The sequence below is a fragment of the Paraburkholderia sp. SECH4 genome (assembly GCF_030511745.1).
In the GTDB taxonomy this organism is placed as follows: Bacteria; Pseudomonadota; Gammaproteobacteria; order Burkholderiales; family Burkholderiaceae; genus Paraburkholderia; species Paraburkholderia madseniana.
Genome location: NZ_JALOCP010000028.1, coordinates 25,062 through 39,628, shown reverse-complemented (window position 1 = coordinate 39,628; position 14,567 = coordinate 25,062). Strand labels below are relative to the sequence as shown.

Sequence of the window (14,567 nt, the reverse complement as noted above, 5' to 3'; positions counted from 1 at the left end):
GCGGCGCGCGAGGGACGCGCGTTCAGCGCGCGGAGGCTGGCAGGCCCAGCCAACGGCAAACCGGCCCGCAAGGGGCCGTTTGCCAGATCCGCGCTACTGACATGGAGACGGGCTCGCTTACTCGTACGAGAAGATGCTGCCGAGCTTGTCCATGCGTTCGAGCGCCATGCCCGAGCCGCGCACAACACAGGTCAGCGGGTCTTCGGCAACGAGCACCGGCAGGCCGGTTTCTTCGGCGAGCAGGCGGTCCAGATCGCGCAGCAGTGCGCCACCGCCGGTGAGCATCATGCCGCGCTCGGCGATGTCGGCGCCCAGTTCCGGCGGCGTTTGTTCGAGCGCGATCTTCACCGACGACACGATCTGGTTCAGCGGATCGGTGAGGGCTTCGAGGATTTCGTTGCTGGAGATCGTGAAGCTGCGCGGAATGCCTTCCGACAGATTGCGGCCCTTCACTTCCATTTCCTTGACTTCGGAACCCGGGAACGCGGAGCCGATTTCTTTCTTGATGGCTTCGGCGGTTTGTTCGCCGATCAGCATGCCGTAGTTGCGACGGATGTAGTTGACGATGGCTTCGTCGAATTTGTCGCCGCCTACGCGGACCGAACCCTTGTACACGATGCCGCCGAGCGAGATCACGCCGACTTCGGTCGTGCCGCCGCCGATATCGACGACCATCGAGCCGGTTGCTTCCGACACCGGCAGGCCCGCGCCGATTGCCGCTGCCATGGGTTCTTCAATGAGGTAAACCTGCGAAGCGCCCGCACCGTGAGCGGCTTCTTTAATGGCGCGACGCTCGACCTGGGTCGAACCGCACGGCACGCAGATGATGATGCGCGGCGACGGCGAGAACATGCGCGATTCGTGAGCAGTTTTGATGAACTGCTTGATCATCTGTTCGGTGACGGTGAAGTCGGCGATCACGCCGTCTTTCATCGGGCGGATCGCCTCGATGTTGCCCGGCACCTTGCCAAGCATCTGCTTGGCTTCCTTGCCGACTGCCTGAATGGTTTTCTTACCGTTGGGACCGCCTTCCTGGCGGATCGAGACCACCGACGGTTCATCAAGAACGATACCCTTGCCACGCATGTAAATGAGCGTGTTGGCAGTGCCAAGGTCAATCGCCAGGTCGTTGGAGAAGTAGCTGCGCAGAAAACCGAACATTCAAAATCCTGTCTCGCTTGGGGCCAACCCTCGCGACGGTTGCGCAGGGCGGCAGCGGAAAAAATAACAGCTTCAACCGGGCGGAAGCGGCGCCACAGGAACTTGAAGCTGCGAGGGAGTCTACCGGAGGCCGGTGCAAGGCCCAGTCAGAAAAATCCGAACTATCTTTGGGAATTGTTCAGAAAGGCCTTGGTAAGTCGGTCCGGGTTTGGGTCGAACGCGTAATGATACCTTATAATTTTGGATGTTTTGAAGGAAACGGACGGCACTTTTTGCCGCCGCTGGCCCCTTTTTCGAGGTCTTCCTCCAGTGTCGTAACCCGCTGTCGCAGCATCGTTTTTCCCGCGCTGCGGCGGTCCACCACATTTTCCGGTGACTGCATGGCTCTGACCCTGACCGATGTTAAACGCATCGCGCACCTCGCGCGGCTCGAACTGGCTGATGCCGACGCTGAGCACACGCTTGCCCAGCTCAATGATTTCTTTGGCCTCGTCGAGCAAATGCAGGCGGTCGATACCACCGGCATCGCCCCGCTTGCCCATCCGATCGAGCAGATCGAAGACGTCGCGCTGCGTCTGCGTAACGACGCGGTGACCGAAACGGTCGACCGTGAAGCCTTCCAGCGCCCGGCGCCGGCCGTTCAGGACGGCCTGTACCTCGTGCCGAAGGTGATCGAGTAAGTGATCGACCAAGACTCGCGAATCAAGCCCAGGATAAAACGCAATGCATGAAAAAAGCTTGACCGAACTGCGCGCCGCACTGGCAGCCAAGGAATGCTCCGCAGTCGAACTGGCGCAGCTCTATCTGAAGCGGATCGACGCGGCCAACAGCCTGAACGCCTTCATTCAGGTCGACGCCGACCTGACGCTCGCGCAGGCGAAAGCGGCCGACGCGCTGCTTCACACCGGCCACGCCGGCCCGCTGGTCGGCCTGCCGATCGCCCACAAGGACGTGTTCGTCACCAAGGGCTGGCGCTCCACGGCCGGTTCGAAGATGCTGTCGAACTACGAAAGCCCGTTCGACGCGACGGTGGTCGCGCGTCTGCAGAACGCCGGCATGGTGTGCGTGGGCAAAACCAACATGGACGAGTTCGCGATGGGCTCGTCCAACGAGAATTCGTATTTTGGCCCCGTGAAGAATCCGTGGGATCGTCTGGCTGTGCCGGGCGGTTCGTCGGGCGGTTCGGCTGCTGCTGTGGCGGCGCGCCTCGCGCCCGCTGCCACCGGCACGGATACCGGCGGCTCGATTCGTCAGCCGGCGTCGTTCTCGGGCATCACCGGCATCAAGCCGACGTATGGCCGCGTATCGCGTTACGGGATGATCGCGTTCGCATCGTCGCTGGATCAGGGCGGTCCGATGGCCCAAACGGCCGCGGATTGCGCCACGCTGCTCAATGCCATGGCCGGTTTCGACGAGCGCGATTCGACCAGCCTCACGCGCGAAGACGAAGACTTCACGCGCTACATCGGCAAGACGTGGAAGGAAGACGGTGCGGACAAACCGCTTGCCGGCCTGCGCATCGGCCTGCCGAAAGAGTATTTCGGCGCTGGCCTTGCCGACGACGTGCGCGCATCGATCGACGCTGCATTGAAGCAATACGAAGCTTTGGGCGCCACGCTGGTGGAAGTCTCGCTGCCGAAAACTGAACTGTCGATCCCGGTGTACTACGTGATCGCGCCGGCGGAAGCTTCGTCGAACCTGTCGCGGTTCGACGGCGTGCGCTTTGGTCATCGCGCGGCGGAATACCGCGATCTGCTCGACATGTACAAGAAGTCGCGTGCGGAAGGCTTCGGTCCGGAAGTGAAGCGCCGCATTCTGGTGGGTGCGTACGTGCTGTCGCACGGCTATTACGACGCGTACTACCTGCAGGCGCAAAAGATCCGCCGCATCATCGCGCAGGACTTCCAGGAAGCGTTCAAGCAGTGCGACGTGATCATGGGCCCGGTGGCGCCGTCGGTAGCGTGGGACCTCGGCGCGAAGGGCGACGATCCGGTGCAGATGTATCTGGCCGACATCTACACGCTGTCGGTGAGCCTCGCCGGTCTGCCGGGCATGAGCGTGCCGTGTGGCTTCGGCGCGGGCGCGAATGCGCAGCGCCCGGTGGGTCTGCAGATCATCGGCAACTATTTCAATGAAGCCCGGATGCTGCAAGTGGCCGACGCGTTCCAGCGCGCGACCGACTGGCACCGTAAAGCACCGGCAGGAGTGTGAGCACCATGGCCAAGCAATGGGAAGTCGTGATCGGTCTGGAGACCCACGCGCAACTGTCGACCCAATCGAAGATTTTCTCGGGCACCGCCACGCAATTCGGCGCTGCGCCGAACACGCAGGCCAGCCCCGTTGATCTGGCATTGCCGGGCACGCTGCCGGTGATGAACCGCGGCGCCGTGGAGCGTGCGATTCAGTTCGGTCTCGCGATCGGCTCGGCGATCGCGCCGCGCAGCATTTTCGCGCGCAAGAATTACTTTTACCCCGATCTGCCGAAGGGCTATCAGATCAGCCAATACGAAATCCCCGTCGTGCAGGGCGGCCAGGTGACGATCCAGGTCCCGGCTAACGAAAAGGCGGGCAAGGAAGCGTACGAGAAGGTCGTCAACCTGACGCGCGCTCACCTCGAAGAAGACGCGGGCAAGTCGCTGCACGAAGACTTCGCGGGCATGACCGGCATCGACCTGAATCGCGCCGGCACGCCGCTGCTCGAAATCGTCACCGAGCCGGAAATGCGCAGCGCGGCTGAAGCGGTCGCGTATGCCAAGACGCTGCACACGCTGGTCACATGGCTCGGCATCTGCGACGGCAACATGCAGGAAGGCTCGTTCCGTTGCGACGCGAACGTGTCGGTGCGGCCGGTCGGTCAGGCGGAATTCGGCACGCGTGCCGAGATCAAGAACCTGAACTCGTTCCGCTTCCTCGAAGAAGCGATCCAGTACGAAGTGCGCCGTCAGATCGAATTGATCGAAGACGGCGGCACGGTGGTGCAGGAAACGCGTCTGTACGATCCGGACAAGCGCGAAACGCGGTCGATGCGCAGCAAGGAAGACGCGCACGACTACCGCTATTTCCCGGATCCCGATCTGATGCCGCTGGTGATCGACGCGGCGTGGGTCGACCGCGTGAAGGGCGAAATGCCGGAACTGCCGGTTGCGATTCAACAGCGCTTCGTCACGCAATACGGCCTGACGCCGTACGACGCTAACGTGCTGACGTCGAGCAAGGCCATGGCTGCCTACTACGAAGCGGTCGTCCTCAAGGTCGGTCCGTCGAACGCGAAGGTCGCGGCGAACTGGCTGATGGGCGAGGTGTCGTCGCAACTGAATCGCGAAGGCCTGGACATCGCTGACAGCCCGGTTTCGTTCGCGCAACTTTCGTTGTTGCTGCAACGTATCGCCGACGGCACGATCTCGAACAAGATCGCCAAGGAAATTTTCCTCGCGATCTGGGAAGAGAAGGCCACCGACGAAGCCGCTGCCGATCGCATCATCGAAGCGAAGGGTTTGAAGCAGATTTCGGATACCGGCGCGCTGGAAGCGATCATCGACGAAGTGCTCGCCGCGAACCAGAAGTCGGTTGAGGAATTCCGCGCCGGCAAGGAAAAAGCGTTCAACGCGCTGATCGGTCAGGCGATGAAAGCGACCAAGGGCAAGGCCAATCCGGCGCAGGTGAACGAACTGCTGAAGAAGAAGCTGTCCTGAGTTGAAGTCATGTGACCGGTGCGAGTGCGCCGGTCATCACGGGCTGTTGCCGGAAACGAAAGTGGGGCAACGGCCCGTTTCATTTTGCGGGCAATGTTTTAACGCAGATCACGGAGTGTGAATGGCGAAGCAACCCGAACTCGACGATTTCCGCGTACCGTATTTCGACGACGGCAAGAAGAGCAGCAAATTCTCACTCGACGCTTTCGACCCGGCCGCGAAGCCTTTTTCGAGCGGTTCGAAAGATGCCGACCGGGTGCGCTTGTCGGAGATCGGCGCGATCCTCGACACGCAGCAGGAGTGCCTGCACGCGCAGCAGAAACGCCGGGTATTGCTGGTGTTGCAAGGCATGGACACGAGCGGCAAGGACGGCACGATCCGCGCGGTGTTTCATGAGGTCGATCCGCTTGGTTTGCGCATCGTGCCGTTCAAGGCGCCTACGCCTGTGGAGCTGGCGCACGATTTTCTCTGGCGCGTGCATGCGCAGGCGCCCGCTGCCGGTGAGTTGACCATCTTCAACCGTAGCCACTACGAAGATCTGCTGGTGCCGACCGTGCTCGGCAATCTGGACGCCGAAGCATTTGAGCAGCGCTGTGGCCACATTCGCCAGTTCGAAAAGCTGCTGGCCGACAGCGGTACGGCCATCGTCAAGTGCATGCTGCATATTTCTAAAGATGAGCAGCGTGAGCGTTTGCAAGCGCGCATCGACGATCCGAGCAAGCACTGGAAATTCGACGTCTCCGATCTCGAAGCCCGCAAGCAGTGGGACAAATATCAGGCGGTGTACCACGATACGCTGGCCGTGACGTCGACCGAATACGCACCGTGGTACGTGGTCCCGGCAGACTCGAAGACCCATCGCAATGTGATGGTCGCCGAGTTGTTGCTACGCACGTTCGAAGCATTAAAGCTCGAATATCCGCCTGCCAAGGAATCGCTGAAGGGCATCAAGGTCGAATGACCCTGCGCCTTCGGTCATGTGCTCCAGAAACGAATTGAACATAAAGGAAACGACATGTTGCGTGTGATTACCGCCAACCTGAACGGCATCCGCTCAGCGGCGAAGAAGGGTTTTTTCGACTGGTTCGGCGAACAGAAAGCCGACGTGCTGTGCGTGCAGGAAATCAAATGTTCTCAAGACGACATGACGCCCGAATTCATGGCGCCGCACGATTACACCGGCTATTTCCAGCATGCGGTGAAGAAGGGTTATAGCGGCGCGGGCGTGTACACGCGCCATGAACCGGATGAAGTGGTGATCGGATTCGGCAGCGAAGAATTCGATCCGGAAGGGCGCTATGTCGAATTGCGCTTCGGCAAACTTTCGGTGATTTCTGTGTATGTACCGTCGGGATCGAGCGGTGAAGATCGCCAGCAGGCCAAGTTCCGCTTCATGGACGAGTTCATGCCGCACCTCGCGGAATTGGCCCAGGAACGGGAAGTGATCGTGTGCGGCGACGTGAACATCGTCCACAAAGAGATCGACATCAAGAACTGGAAGAGCAACCAGAAGAATTCAGGCTGCCTGCCGGAAGAGCGCGAGTGGCTCACCAAGCTGTTTGACGAAGTGGGTTACGTCGACGTATTTCGCACGCTCGATCAACGGCCCGAGCAATACACGTGGTGGAGCAATCGCGGTCAGGCGTATGCGAAGAACGTGGGGTGGCGGATCGATTACCAGATCGCGACGCAGGGCATCGCCGGCAAGGCGAAACGCACCGACGTGTTCCGCGATATCAAGTTCAGCGACCATGCGCCGCTGACGGTCGACTACGATCACAAGGTCAAGAAGTAAGCACGGCCGGCCCGAGCCGCAAGGGAACTGCGCAAGCCGCAAGCCAAGCGCTGCGGCTCGCGCAACTCACTCGCTGACCGGTTTGCGGCGCGGGCGGCCCATGCCGGCATAGTCCGGCAGCGCATCGACGGTCTTGCCGATTGCCTTCGCATAGAGCGGCAACATATCCGGCAAACGCTTAATGATGTCCTGACGCCGCGCCGGCGTGTACGGGTGCACGTAGATATAGCCCTGCTCGCGATTGCTGCGAGTCGCCGTGGCCAGCTTGTCCCACAGCGTGACCGCCGCGCGCGGATCGAAGCCGGCGCGCGAGGCGATATCGCTGCCGATCACATCGGCCTCGGTTTCGTCGGTGCCCTCGTACTTCATCTCCAGCAAGCGCGAACCGATGCCGAGCGGCGCGGCACCCAGATCGGCGAGCCCGAAGAGCTGCGGGATCGTGCCGGACGAGTCGAGCTGGCTCGACTGCAGTTCGCCGAGCCGCTCACGTGCATGTTCGCGCAGTGCGTGCGCGATCTCGTGACCGATCAGCATGCCGAGTTCGTTGTCGTTCAAACGCGTGCGGTCGAGTAGGCCGCTATACACCACGATCTTGCCGCCCGGCAGGCAGTACATGCGGATATCGGGCGAGCGCACCACCGCCACATCCCACTTCCAGCCCTTGGCCCGCTCGTTCCATTTCAACGAGTAGGGAATCATCTTGTCGACGATCGAACGCACGCGCGCGACGTGGGCGTCGGTATCGCCGTACAGGCGGTTTGCGTGCTCCGCGCCGTACGTGATCTGGCTGAACTCTTCGGCCGCTTGCGCCTCGAGCATCGGTGACGGGATCAGGTTGCGAAACACGAGGTAGCCGCCGTAGCGCAACTGCGTGTTCGGCGCACTGTAAGTCGGCGGCGTGGGGGTGTTGGCGGCTGCGGCGGGCGACGACGTTGCGGCAGGCGCTTTTGCGGCCGTAGCCGGCGTCGAGGTGGCGGCCGGCGTTTTAGCCGTTACTGGCGTCGGTGGCGCCTGTGTTGAAGCGGGCGGCGTGGCGGCTGCAGGTGCGCTGCCGGCGTTCGTGGCGCTGGTCGCGCCGGCCGCAGCCGGTGTCGCGTTTTCGGGATTTGAAGTGTTCGGTGCCGATTTCGCCGCCGGTGCCGGCGTCGGCGCCGCTGCCGGAGCCGGTGTGGTGGTGGCCGCCGCTGTTGCACTGGAGCCGACCGCAGGCATCGCTGTCGCGTAGGCGCTCAACGGCGCCGCCAACGTCATCAGGCTCGCACAACCGAGCGCCAGCACCGCACGCCGCCCCGCGCGTCCGGCCTTCAGCGAAGACATCCCGAAGGTGTCCGAAACCGGGCGCGCCCCGCGCTTTGACTGACGCACCGTCACGACCGGGTTCTCCAGGGCGCGATGCGCAGCAGAAGCAGCATGCCGGGCAGCCCCAGCGCGGTACACACAATGAAATAGTCGAACCAGCCGATCTTTGCGACCACATAGCCGCTTGCCGCCGATGCCAACGTGCGCGGCACGGAAGCCAAACTCGTGAAAAGTGCGAACTGCGTGGCCGTGTAGCGCGGATCAGTGGTGCTGGCGATATAGGCGACGAAGGCAGACATCGTCAGGCCGGTCGCAAAGGTTTCAAGGCCGTAGACGAGCGCGAGCGCCACCGAGCGCGGATCGAGTTGGACGGTCCAGTCGATGCCGAACACCGAAAGCAGTTTCGTCGTACCCTGGCTCAGCCCAACCGCGATGTCATAGACGACAGCCAATCCAGGCGAGGTTGGGCCAATATGCGCGAGCCACGCGAAGCCGAGCGTCGACACCATCTGCAGGACGCCAAAAATCCACAGTCCACGGCCGATGCCAATACGCATCAGCCAGATCCCGCCGACGATCCCACCCGCGAGACTCGCGCCGAACGCGGTAGTCTTGGCGATCACGCCGATTTGCGTGCGCGAGAAACCGATGTCGAGAAAGAATGACGTCGATAGCGTGGTGGCCATCGTGTCGCCGAGTTTGTACAGAAAGATGAACGCCAGTACAAAGAGCGCGCCGCGCCAACCGTCGCGCTGGATAAATTCGCGGAACGGCAGCACGATCGCATCACGCAGGTTTTTCGGCGGCGCGCCGTGTATCTCAGGCTCGCGCACCACCAGCGTCATGATCATGCCGGGCAGCATGAAGGCGGCGGTGACGATGAAAACGGTGGTCCACGGCAGATGGTCAGACAGAATCAGCGCCAGCGAACCCGGCACCAGTGCGGCAATCTTGTACGCGTTCACATGCACCGCATTGCCGAGACCCTGCTGCGTGTCGCTCAGCAACTCACGCCGGTAGGCGTCGATCACAATGTCCTGGCTCGCGCCGAACAACGCGACCAGCGCCGTCAAAGCCGCTACCGTCCAGATCGAATCCTTCGGCGACACGAAACCGAGCGTGGCAATCGCACCTGCCACCAGAATCTGCGTGACCAGCATCCAGCCGCGCCGTCTGCCCGGACGCCAGCCCGGAAAACGCGGCACGTAGCGGTCCATCAGGGGCGCCCAGATGAATTTCCAGGTGTACGGGAACTGGATCAGCGCAAAAAGGCCGATTTCCTTCAGATTGACGCCTTCGGAGCGTAGCCACGCCTGCACCAGATAGACGAGCGTGAACAGCGGCAGTCCCGACGTAAAGCCGAGAAAGACGCAGATCAGCATGCGCGTATTCAGGAACGCGCGCCAGCCGGGATGTTCTTCGTGAGCGGTAAGTGCAGGCGCCTCGTGCGGCGGGTTCGACATGTGGATAAGTGGCGTTAGCTTTTCTTGACGCGATAGACCGCAAGACTACCACGCCAGTTCACGCCCCATCGCACCACCTGGCCTTCGTGCAGCACCACGCGGTCGAGGATCTCGATGCCGACTTCCGGCGCCAGCGCCTCGAAATCCTTGATCGTCAGCACCCGCACGTTCGGCGTGTTGTGCCACTGGAAAGGCAGCGACTTCGACACCGGCATGCGGCCCTGCAGCACGGACAGCCGATGCGCCCAGTAGCCGAAATTCGGGAACGAGACGATGCATTCCTTGCCCACCCGCACCGTCTCGCGCAGGATCGCGGCCGTCTGATGAATGGTTTGCAGCGTCTGCGACAGAACCGCAAAATCGAAGCTGCCGTCCTCGAACAGGCGCAGGCCGTCTTCCAGATTCTGCTGGATCACGTTGACGCCGTTCTGCGTCGACGCCAGCACGCCGGCGTCGTTGATTTCGATGCCGTAGCCCTGCACGTCCAGTTCTTCGGTCAGGAGCGACAGCAGTGAGCCGTCGCCGCAACCCAGATCGAGCACGGTGGCGCGCGGTTCAACCCAACGGGCGATCGCGCGGAAGTCCGGGCGCAGCGCCAGATAATCGAGTGCTCGCTGGTTCATGCGTTCACCTCGTTCGCAATACGTTCGTAATAGGCGCGCATCAGGTTGTGATAGCGCGCGTCGTCGAGCAGGAAGGCGTCGTGGCCGTGCGGCGCGTCGATTTCCGCGTACGTCACCGTGCGCTTGTGGTCGAGCAGCGCCTTCACCAGTTCGCGCGAGCGGGCCGGCGCGAAACGCCAGTCGGTCGAGAAACTGGCGATCAGGTACTTCGCCGTGGTGTGCGCGACGGCGGCGGTCAGATCGCCGTCGAAGGCCTTGGCGGGATCGAAATAGTCGAGCGCGCGGGTGATCAGCAGGTACGTGTTCGCGTCGAAGTAGTCGGCGAACTTGTCGCCTTGGTAGCGCAGGTACGACTCCACTTCGAATTCCACGTCGAAGTTGAAGTTGTACGCGTCCACCGCGCCTTCCGCGCGGCGCAACGAGCGGCCGAATTTCTCGGCCATGTCGTCGTCCGACAGATACGTGATGTGGCCGATCATGCGCGCGACGCGCAAGCCCCGCTTCGGCTTCACGTTGTGCGCGTAGTAGTTGCCGCCGTGGAAGTCGGGGTCCGACAGGATCGCCGAGCGTGCTACCTCGTTGAATGCGATGTTCTGCGCGGAGAGCTTCGGTGTGGATGCGACCACGATGCAATGGCCCACGCGCTCCGGATACATCATGCTCCACGCGAGCGCCTGCATGCCGCCGAGGCTGCCGCCCATGACCGCCGCGAAACGCGTGATGCCGAACTCATCGGCGACGCGCGCCTGGGCGTTCACCCAGTCTTCAACCGTGACGACTGGAAAGGTCGCGCCGTACGGATTGCCGGTCGCCGGATCGAGGCTCATCGGCCCGGTCGAGCCGAAGCACGAACCCAGGTTGTTCACGCCGATCACGAAGAACCTGTTGGTGTCGAGCGGCTTGCCCGGGCCAACCATGTTGTCCCACCAGCCGATGTCCTTCAGATTGTCGGCGTACACGCCCGCCACGTGGTGCGACGCGTTGAGCGCGTGGCATACCAGCACGGCATTGCTACGCGCGGCGTTGAGCGTGCCGTAGGTCTCGACCATCAGGTCGTAACCGGCCAGCGAGCTGCCGTTCTGCAGCAGCAGCGGCTCGGTGAAATGCATTTTTTGGGGAGCGACGATACCGATCGATTCCATTCATTCCGCCATTTAACAAATACAGGGCGGCTAGATTGGCGTCGGCGAAGCACGGAGGAGAAACTGTGTGCGCGGCTGACGACCTCTTTAGCCGCATTTATAGTGAACCGCGGGATCGTATGTTCCCGCTGGCTCGCGCGCCCGCAATCGAGTCAGCAAATCGGCGCGTAATAGGTGTTCAGGGTGCTTCGGACAGCGGTCTCAGGTAGTTCGGCGAGCCGCAGTCAGGCGCAAAGTATAGCGGAAAATTTCACGCGGCAGCGTCGCGGGCGGCGCCTTGCCGCTGCGCCTGCCGCGCTGACTACTGAAGAATCAGCAGCAGTTGCGCGTCGGCGTGTTCGGCGGGCGGCCGCGCAAAGCCGCTGCGTACATACCGATGCCAGCGGCCGATGATGTAGCTCAGCAGCAGGCTCGCGCGGATCGCGGGATCGTAGCCGGCGGGCAGCGGGGCAGCGTGTGCATTGGCGCTCAAGCCGGCGTTTTCCGCCGTGCTTGCGTTTGCCTCCATCTGGGCCAGCCGCAAACACTGCTTCAACGACGCCTCGACTCGTTCCAGCATCTGATTGACCCGCTCGGTCAGCCGTTCGTGCTCGCCGACCAGCGCCTCGCAGGTCAGCACGCGCGTCATGCCGGGATTCTTCGCGGGGAAGTTGAGCAGCATCAGGGCGATCGCGCGGGCTTGCAGCACGCCGTTGCTTTCCTTGTCGGCGATCTGGTTGATCAGGCCGAAGATGGTCTGCTCGATGAACTCGATGAGTCCTTCGAACATTTGCGCCTTGCTGGCGAAATGGCGGTATAGCGCCGCTTCCGAGACGCCGAGCCGGGCGGCGAGCGCCGCCGTGGTGATCTTTTCGCTCTTCGGCGCCTCCAGCATCGCGGCAAGCGTCTGCAGGATATGCACGCGGCGCTCGCCCGGCTTCAGGCGCGGCGCACGCGGGGCGCCCGACGGCGCGGGTTCGTGTTCGGCTACGGCTTCGTCCGGCTTGTCGATCGGCTGCATGGCTGTCGCCCCGTCTGCTATCTCTTCAAACGAACCGAGCGGCTGCCCAGTCGTAGCGATTTTAACGAACGAATGCATCGATCGACATAGTGCGGCCGACCGGTGCCCGGCAGACGCGTCGGCACGCCGTCCGCGTGCGGCTTGCGCGGCAGATGGCCGGTGATCCACACGGTGCGGATGCCGAGCCGCCGGTAGTTCTTCAGATGCGAGCGCGTGTCTTCCACGAGGATCACGTCTTTGAGCGAGACGTGCGCGTCGTGCATCGCCTTTCGCAGCATCGAATGGTCGGGTTTGGCGCGCCAGTGGCGGCGATCGCGCATATGTTCGATCGCAATCACCTGTTCGAACAGACGCTCGATGCGCAGTTCCGAGAGTACCGCGCGCGCATAGGCCTCGGGGGCATTGGTCAGCACGATCTTGCGGCCGGGCAGCGATGCGACGAGGCGCGCGACGCCGCGTTCGTGACGGATCATCGAGCCGAGATCGGGAAACGTGTGGACGACTTTCAGGAAGTCGTTCGGGTCGAGCGGATGATGGCGTGCCAGACCGAGCAGCGCCGCGCCGTAGCGTTGCGTGTAACCGGTGCGCAGACGGTTGGCTTCGTCGATGTCGACTCCCAGCGAGTCGATGATGTACTGCGTCATGCCCTGATTGATCGCCGGAAAGATCGCGTGCGAGGCGTGATGCAGCGTGTTGTCGAGATCGAACAGCCAGACCGGACTGCCGCCTGCGATGTGCGGACGACGGCGTCGGGAAGTGGGGGTGCGCATGATGGAGGACGCCGTTCAGGCGCGGACAGTCGCTTCACGCAGCAAACGCGGACGACGCTTCGCGATGCGGAAGGCGATAAAAGAAGGGAGAGCGTTTTTGCGCCAGAGGGCGGCGCGTTGTGTATCGCTTGAAGCAGCGGCAGTGCAACTGCACGGCCCACATGGCACGCCTGATTGGCATACCGTGTGGGCCGGGTTTGAGGCAGGAATCAATGCGAGCGGATCATCGTGCCGAACGGCTGTTCGGTGAGAATTTCCAGCAGCACCGAGTGCTCGATGCGGCCGTCGATGATGTGTACCGAACGTACGCCGCTCTTCGCCGCATCCAGCGCCGACGAGATTTTCGGCAGCATGCCGCCGGAGATCGTGCCGTCTGCGAACAGGCCGTCGATTTCGCGCGCCGACAGATCGGTCAGCAGATTGCCTTCCTTATCCATCACGCCCGGGATGTTGGTCATGATGACCAGCTTTTCGGCGTTCAGCACAACCGCCAGTTTGCCCGCGACCAGATCCGCATTGATGTTGTACGACAGGCCGTCTTCACCGAAGCCGATCGGCGAGATCACCGGAATGAAGGCGTCGTCCTGCAGCGCTTTCACGACCGCGGGATTGATTGCCTCGACTTCGCCGACCTGGCCGATATCCACGTACTGGCCCGGATTGTCGCGATCCGGCATCTGCATCTTGCGCGCGTGGATCAGGCCGCCGTCTTTACCCGTCAGGCCGACCGCGTGGCCGCCGAAATGGTTGATCAGCGTGACGATGTCCTGCTGCACTTCGCCGCCGAGCACCCATTCGACGACTTCCATCGTCTCTTCGTCGGTGACGCGCATGCCCTGAATGAACGTGCCCTGCTTGCCGATTTTTTTCAGCGCCTGGTCGATTTGCGGACCGCCGCCGTGCACGATGACCGGATTGATACCGACCAGTTTCAGCAGAATGACGTCGCGCGCGAAGCCTTGCTTGAGTCGTTCCTCGGTCATGGCGTTGCCGCCGTATTTGATGACCACGGTCTTACCGTGATACTGGCGAATGTAAGGCAGCGCCTCGGCCAGGATTTCAGCCTTCAGGGTGGGCGCGATCTGCGAAAGGTCAGGGATCTCGGACATGGCGGCAGGCTCAGGCACGGAACAGTTAAAACACGGCGAATTGTACAGGACTGGCGCGCTGCAACAGGGTTTTCGATAGCGGCGCCGGTGACGGGCGGCGCCGGCTTTGCGCACTGCGCAATGAGCGGCCCGAAGCGGCGAGCGACAATCAAGCTTACCGCCGTTCAGAACTGCCTGTGAATTGGCCGAACGGCCGACTCACGGCGGCGCGCGAGTCGTGGCATCATTTCCTGATCCAGGCTGAAGCGAGATCATCCGGCCCCTCATGAAACCGTCAGCTTCCCGCTCCGCAAGCAGCGCGCTTTGCCCGCGCTGCGGTCATGCATTCGATTGCGCCATGCATGGGGTGCCATTCGACTGCTGGTGCCGTGAGATGCCGGCCCTGCCGGCAGACCGGCTAGATCCGTCCGGCCGCTGCCTGTGTCCTGAATGCCTTGCGGCGGAGATTGCGCGAGCCGTGCAGCCGAGGCCGGGAGCCGGTTCAGTTTGAACGCGGCGCGGCCCTGATGGCCG

General features: G+C 62.4%; 15 protein-coding genes. 6 read left to right on the top strand and 9 right to left on the bottom strand.

All coding sequences use genetic code 11. From position 1 onward, the window contains the following. Window positions 1-117: 117 nt before the first annotated feature. Both M0D67_RS29815 and M0D67_RS29810 read right to left on the bottom strand, forming a co-directional pair. A complete protein-coding gene (locus M0D67_RS29815) occupies window positions 118-1,161 on the bottom strand; it encodes a rod shape-determining protein (RefSeq protein WP_004189550.1) in 1,044 nt (347 codons plus the stop codon). A gap of 232 nt (window positions 1,162-1,393) precedes the next feature. Beyond that, on the bottom strand, window positions 1,394-1,543 hold the full coding sequence (locus tag M0D67_RS29810; RefSeq protein ID WP_167378381.1) for a hypothetical protein: 150 nt from the start codon (window positions 1,541-1,543) through the stop codon (window positions 1,394-1,396). On the opposite strand from M0D67_RS29810, the gene gatC reads away from it, so the two are divergent. The 5 genes from gatC to M0D67_RS29785 all read left to right on the top strand — a co-directional run bounded on the left by gatC (window position 1,542) and on the right by M0D67_RS29785 (window position 6,648). After that, on the top strand, window positions 1,542-1,841 hold the full coding sequence (gatC, locus tag M0D67_RS29805) for an Asp-tRNA(Asn)/Glu-tRNA(Gln) amidotransferase subunit GatC (protein ID WP_171925220.1): 300 nt from the start codon (window positions 1,542-1,544) through the stop codon (window positions 1,839-1,841). The two genes, M0D67_RS29810 and gatC, sit on opposite strands and share 2 nt — an antisense overlap. A 43-nt stretch (window positions 1,842-1,884) precedes the next feature. Next, window positions 1,885-3,372, top strand: a complete 1,488-nt coding sequence (gene gatA, locus M0D67_RS29800; protein WP_266240710.1) for an Asp-tRNA(Asn)/Glu-tRNA(Gln) amidotransferase subunit GatA — start codon at window positions 1,885-1,887, stop codon at window positions 3,370-3,372. Window positions 3,373-3,377: 5 nt separating this feature from the next. Then, window positions 3,378-4,853 (top strand): Asp-tRNA(Asn)/Glu-tRNA(Gln) amidotransferase subunit GatB, encoded by a 1,476-nt coding sequence (gene gatB / locus M0D67_RS29795; protein ID WP_266240709.1) that lies wholly within the window; start codon window positions 3,378-3,380, stop codon window positions 4,851-4,853. A 121-nt stretch (window positions 4,854-4,974) separates the two neighbouring features. Next, window positions 4,975-5,814, top strand: coding sequence for a PPK2 family polyphosphate kinase (locus M0D67_RS29790; protein ID WP_171925217.1), 840 nt, complete (start codon window positions 4,975-4,977; stop codon window positions 5,812-5,814). 54 nt (window positions 5,815-5,868) lie between these two features. Next, window positions 5,869-6,648 carry an exodeoxyribonuclease III gene (locus tag M0D67_RS29785; RefSeq protein WP_154559679.1) on the top strand — a complete coding sequence of 260 codons (780 nt, stop codon included), beginning with the start codon at window positions 5,869-5,871 and terminating at the stop codon, window positions 6,646-6,648. 66 nt (window positions 6,649-6,714) lie between these two features. On the opposite strand, the gene M0D67_RS29780 is transcribed toward M0D67_RS29785, so the two are convergent. The 7 genes from M0D67_RS29780 to argB form a co-directional block, all read right to left on the bottom strand. Then, window positions 6,715-7,965 carry a M48 family metallopeptidase gene (locus tag M0D67_RS29780; protein ID WP_171925215.1) on the bottom strand — a complete coding sequence of 417 codons (1,251 nt, stop codon included), beginning with the start codon at window positions 7,963-7,965 and terminating at the stop codon, window positions 6,715-6,717. 50 nt (window positions 7,966-8,015) lie between these two features. Beyond that, entirely contained in the window at window positions 8,016-9,410 is a 1,395-nt protein-coding gene (locus M0D67_RS29775; protein ID WP_171925214.1) for an AmpG family muropeptide MFS transporter, read from the bottom strand. Between the two features lie 14 nt (window positions 9,411-9,424). Next, on the bottom strand, window positions 9,425-10,033 hold the full coding sequence (metW, locus tag M0D67_RS29770) for a methionine biosynthesis protein MetW (RefSeq protein ID WP_054037137.1): 609 nt from the start codon (window positions 10,031-10,033) through the stop codon (window positions 9,425-9,427). Further along, window positions 10,030-11,175, bottom strand: coding sequence for a homoserine O-acetyltransferase (locus tag M0D67_RS29765; protein WP_171925213.1), 1,146 nt, complete (start codon window positions 11,173-11,175; stop codon window positions 10,030-10,032). The genes metW and M0D67_RS29765 overlap by 4 nt, the downstream gene beginning before the upstream one ends. A gap of 301 nt (window positions 11,176-11,476) precedes the next feature. Continuing rightward, window positions 11,477-12,175: a nucleoid occlusion factor SlmA gene (gene slmA / locus M0D67_RS29760; protein ID WP_171925212.1), complete on the bottom strand. Its 699-nt coding sequence runs from the start codon at window positions 12,173-12,175 to the stop codon at window positions 11,477-11,479. A 17-nt stretch (window positions 12,176-12,192) separates the two neighbouring features. Further along, window positions 12,193-12,945 (bottom strand): pyrimidine 5'-nucleotidase, encoded by a 753-nt coding sequence (locus M0D67_RS29755; protein ID WP_266240708.1) that lies wholly within the window; start codon window positions 12,943-12,945, stop codon window positions 12,193-12,195. A gap of 209 nt (window positions 12,946-13,154) precedes the next feature. Next, window positions 13,155-14,054, bottom strand: a complete 900-nt coding sequence (argB, locus tag M0D67_RS29750) for an acetylglutamate kinase (protein ID WP_063494482.1) — start codon at window positions 14,052-14,054, stop codon at window positions 13,155-13,157. 265 nt (window positions 14,055-14,319) lie between these two features. On the opposite strand from argB, the gene M0D67_RS29745 reads away from it, so the two are divergent. After that, the gene (locus M0D67_RS29745) at window positions 14,320-14,544 is read left to right on the top strand and encodes a cysteine-rich CWC family protein (RefSeq protein ID WP_266240707.1); all 225 of its coding nucleotides are present in this window, start codon (window positions 14,320-14,322) and stop codon (window positions 14,542-14,544) included. Window positions 14,545-14,567: the final 23 nt, after the last annotated feature.

What these genes read in the sequence shown, in the direction of transcription:
- M0D67_RS29815 (WP_004189550.1), bottom strand. Translation starts at nt 1,161, where the DNA reads ATGTTCGGTTTTCTGCGCAGCTACTTCTCCAACGACCTGGCGATTGAC.
- gatC (WP_171925220.1), top strand. Translation starts at nt 1,542, where the DNA reads ATGGCTCTGACCCTGACCGATGTTAAACGCATCGCGCACCTCGCGCGG.
- M0D67_RS29810 (WP_167378381.1), bottom strand. Translation starts at nt 1,543, where the DNA reads ATGCAGTCACCGGAAAATGTGGTGGACCGCCGCAGCGCGGGAAAAACG.
- gatA (WP_266240710.1), top strand. Translation starts at nt 1,885, where the DNA reads ATGCATGAAAAAAGCTTGACCGAACTGCGCGCCGCACTGGCAGCCAAG.
- gatB (WP_266240709.1), top strand. Translation starts at nt 3,378, where the DNA reads ATGGCCAAGCAATGGGAAGTCGTGATCGGTCTGGAGACCCACGCGCAA.
- M0D67_RS29790 (WP_171925217.1), top strand. Translation starts at nt 4,975, where the DNA reads ATGGCGAAGCAACCCGAACTCGACGATTTCCGCGTACCGTATTTCGAC.
- M0D67_RS29785 (WP_154559679.1), top strand. Translation starts at nt 5,869, where the DNA reads ATGTTGCGTGTGATTACCGCCAACCTGAACGGCATCCGCTCAGCGGCG.
- M0D67_RS29780 (WP_171925215.1), bottom strand. Translation starts at nt 7,965, where the DNA reads ATGTCTTCGCTGAAGGCCGGACGCGCGGGGCGGCGTGCGGTGCTGGCG.
- M0D67_RS29775 (WP_171925214.1), bottom strand. Translation starts at nt 9,410, where the DNA reads ATGTCGAACCCGCCGCACGAGGCGCCTGCACTTACCGCTCACGAAGAA.
- metW (WP_054037137.1), bottom strand. Translation starts at nt 10,033, where the DNA reads ATGAACCAGCGAGCACTCGATTATCTGGCGCTGCGCCCGGACTTCCGC.
- M0D67_RS29765 (WP_171925213.1), bottom strand. Translation starts at nt 11,175, where the DNA reads ATGGAATCGATCGGTATCGTCGCTCCCCAAAAAATGCATTTCACCGAG.
- slmA (WP_171925212.1), bottom strand. Translation starts at nt 12,175, where the DNA reads ATGCAGCCGATCGACAAGCCGGACGAAGCCGTAGCCGAACACGAACCC.
- M0D67_RS29755 (WP_266240708.1), bottom strand. Translation starts at nt 12,945, where the DNA reads ATGCGCACCCCCACTTCCCGACGCCGTCGTCCGCACATCGCAGGCGGC.
- argB (WP_063494482.1), bottom strand. Translation starts at nt 14,054, where the DNA reads ATGTCCGAGATCCCTGACCTTTCGCAGATCGCGCCCACCCTGAAGGCT.
- M0D67_RS29745 (WP_266240707.1), top strand. Translation starts at nt 14,320, where the DNA reads ATGAAACCGTCAGCTTCCCGCTCCGCAAGCAGCGCGCTTTGCCCGCGC.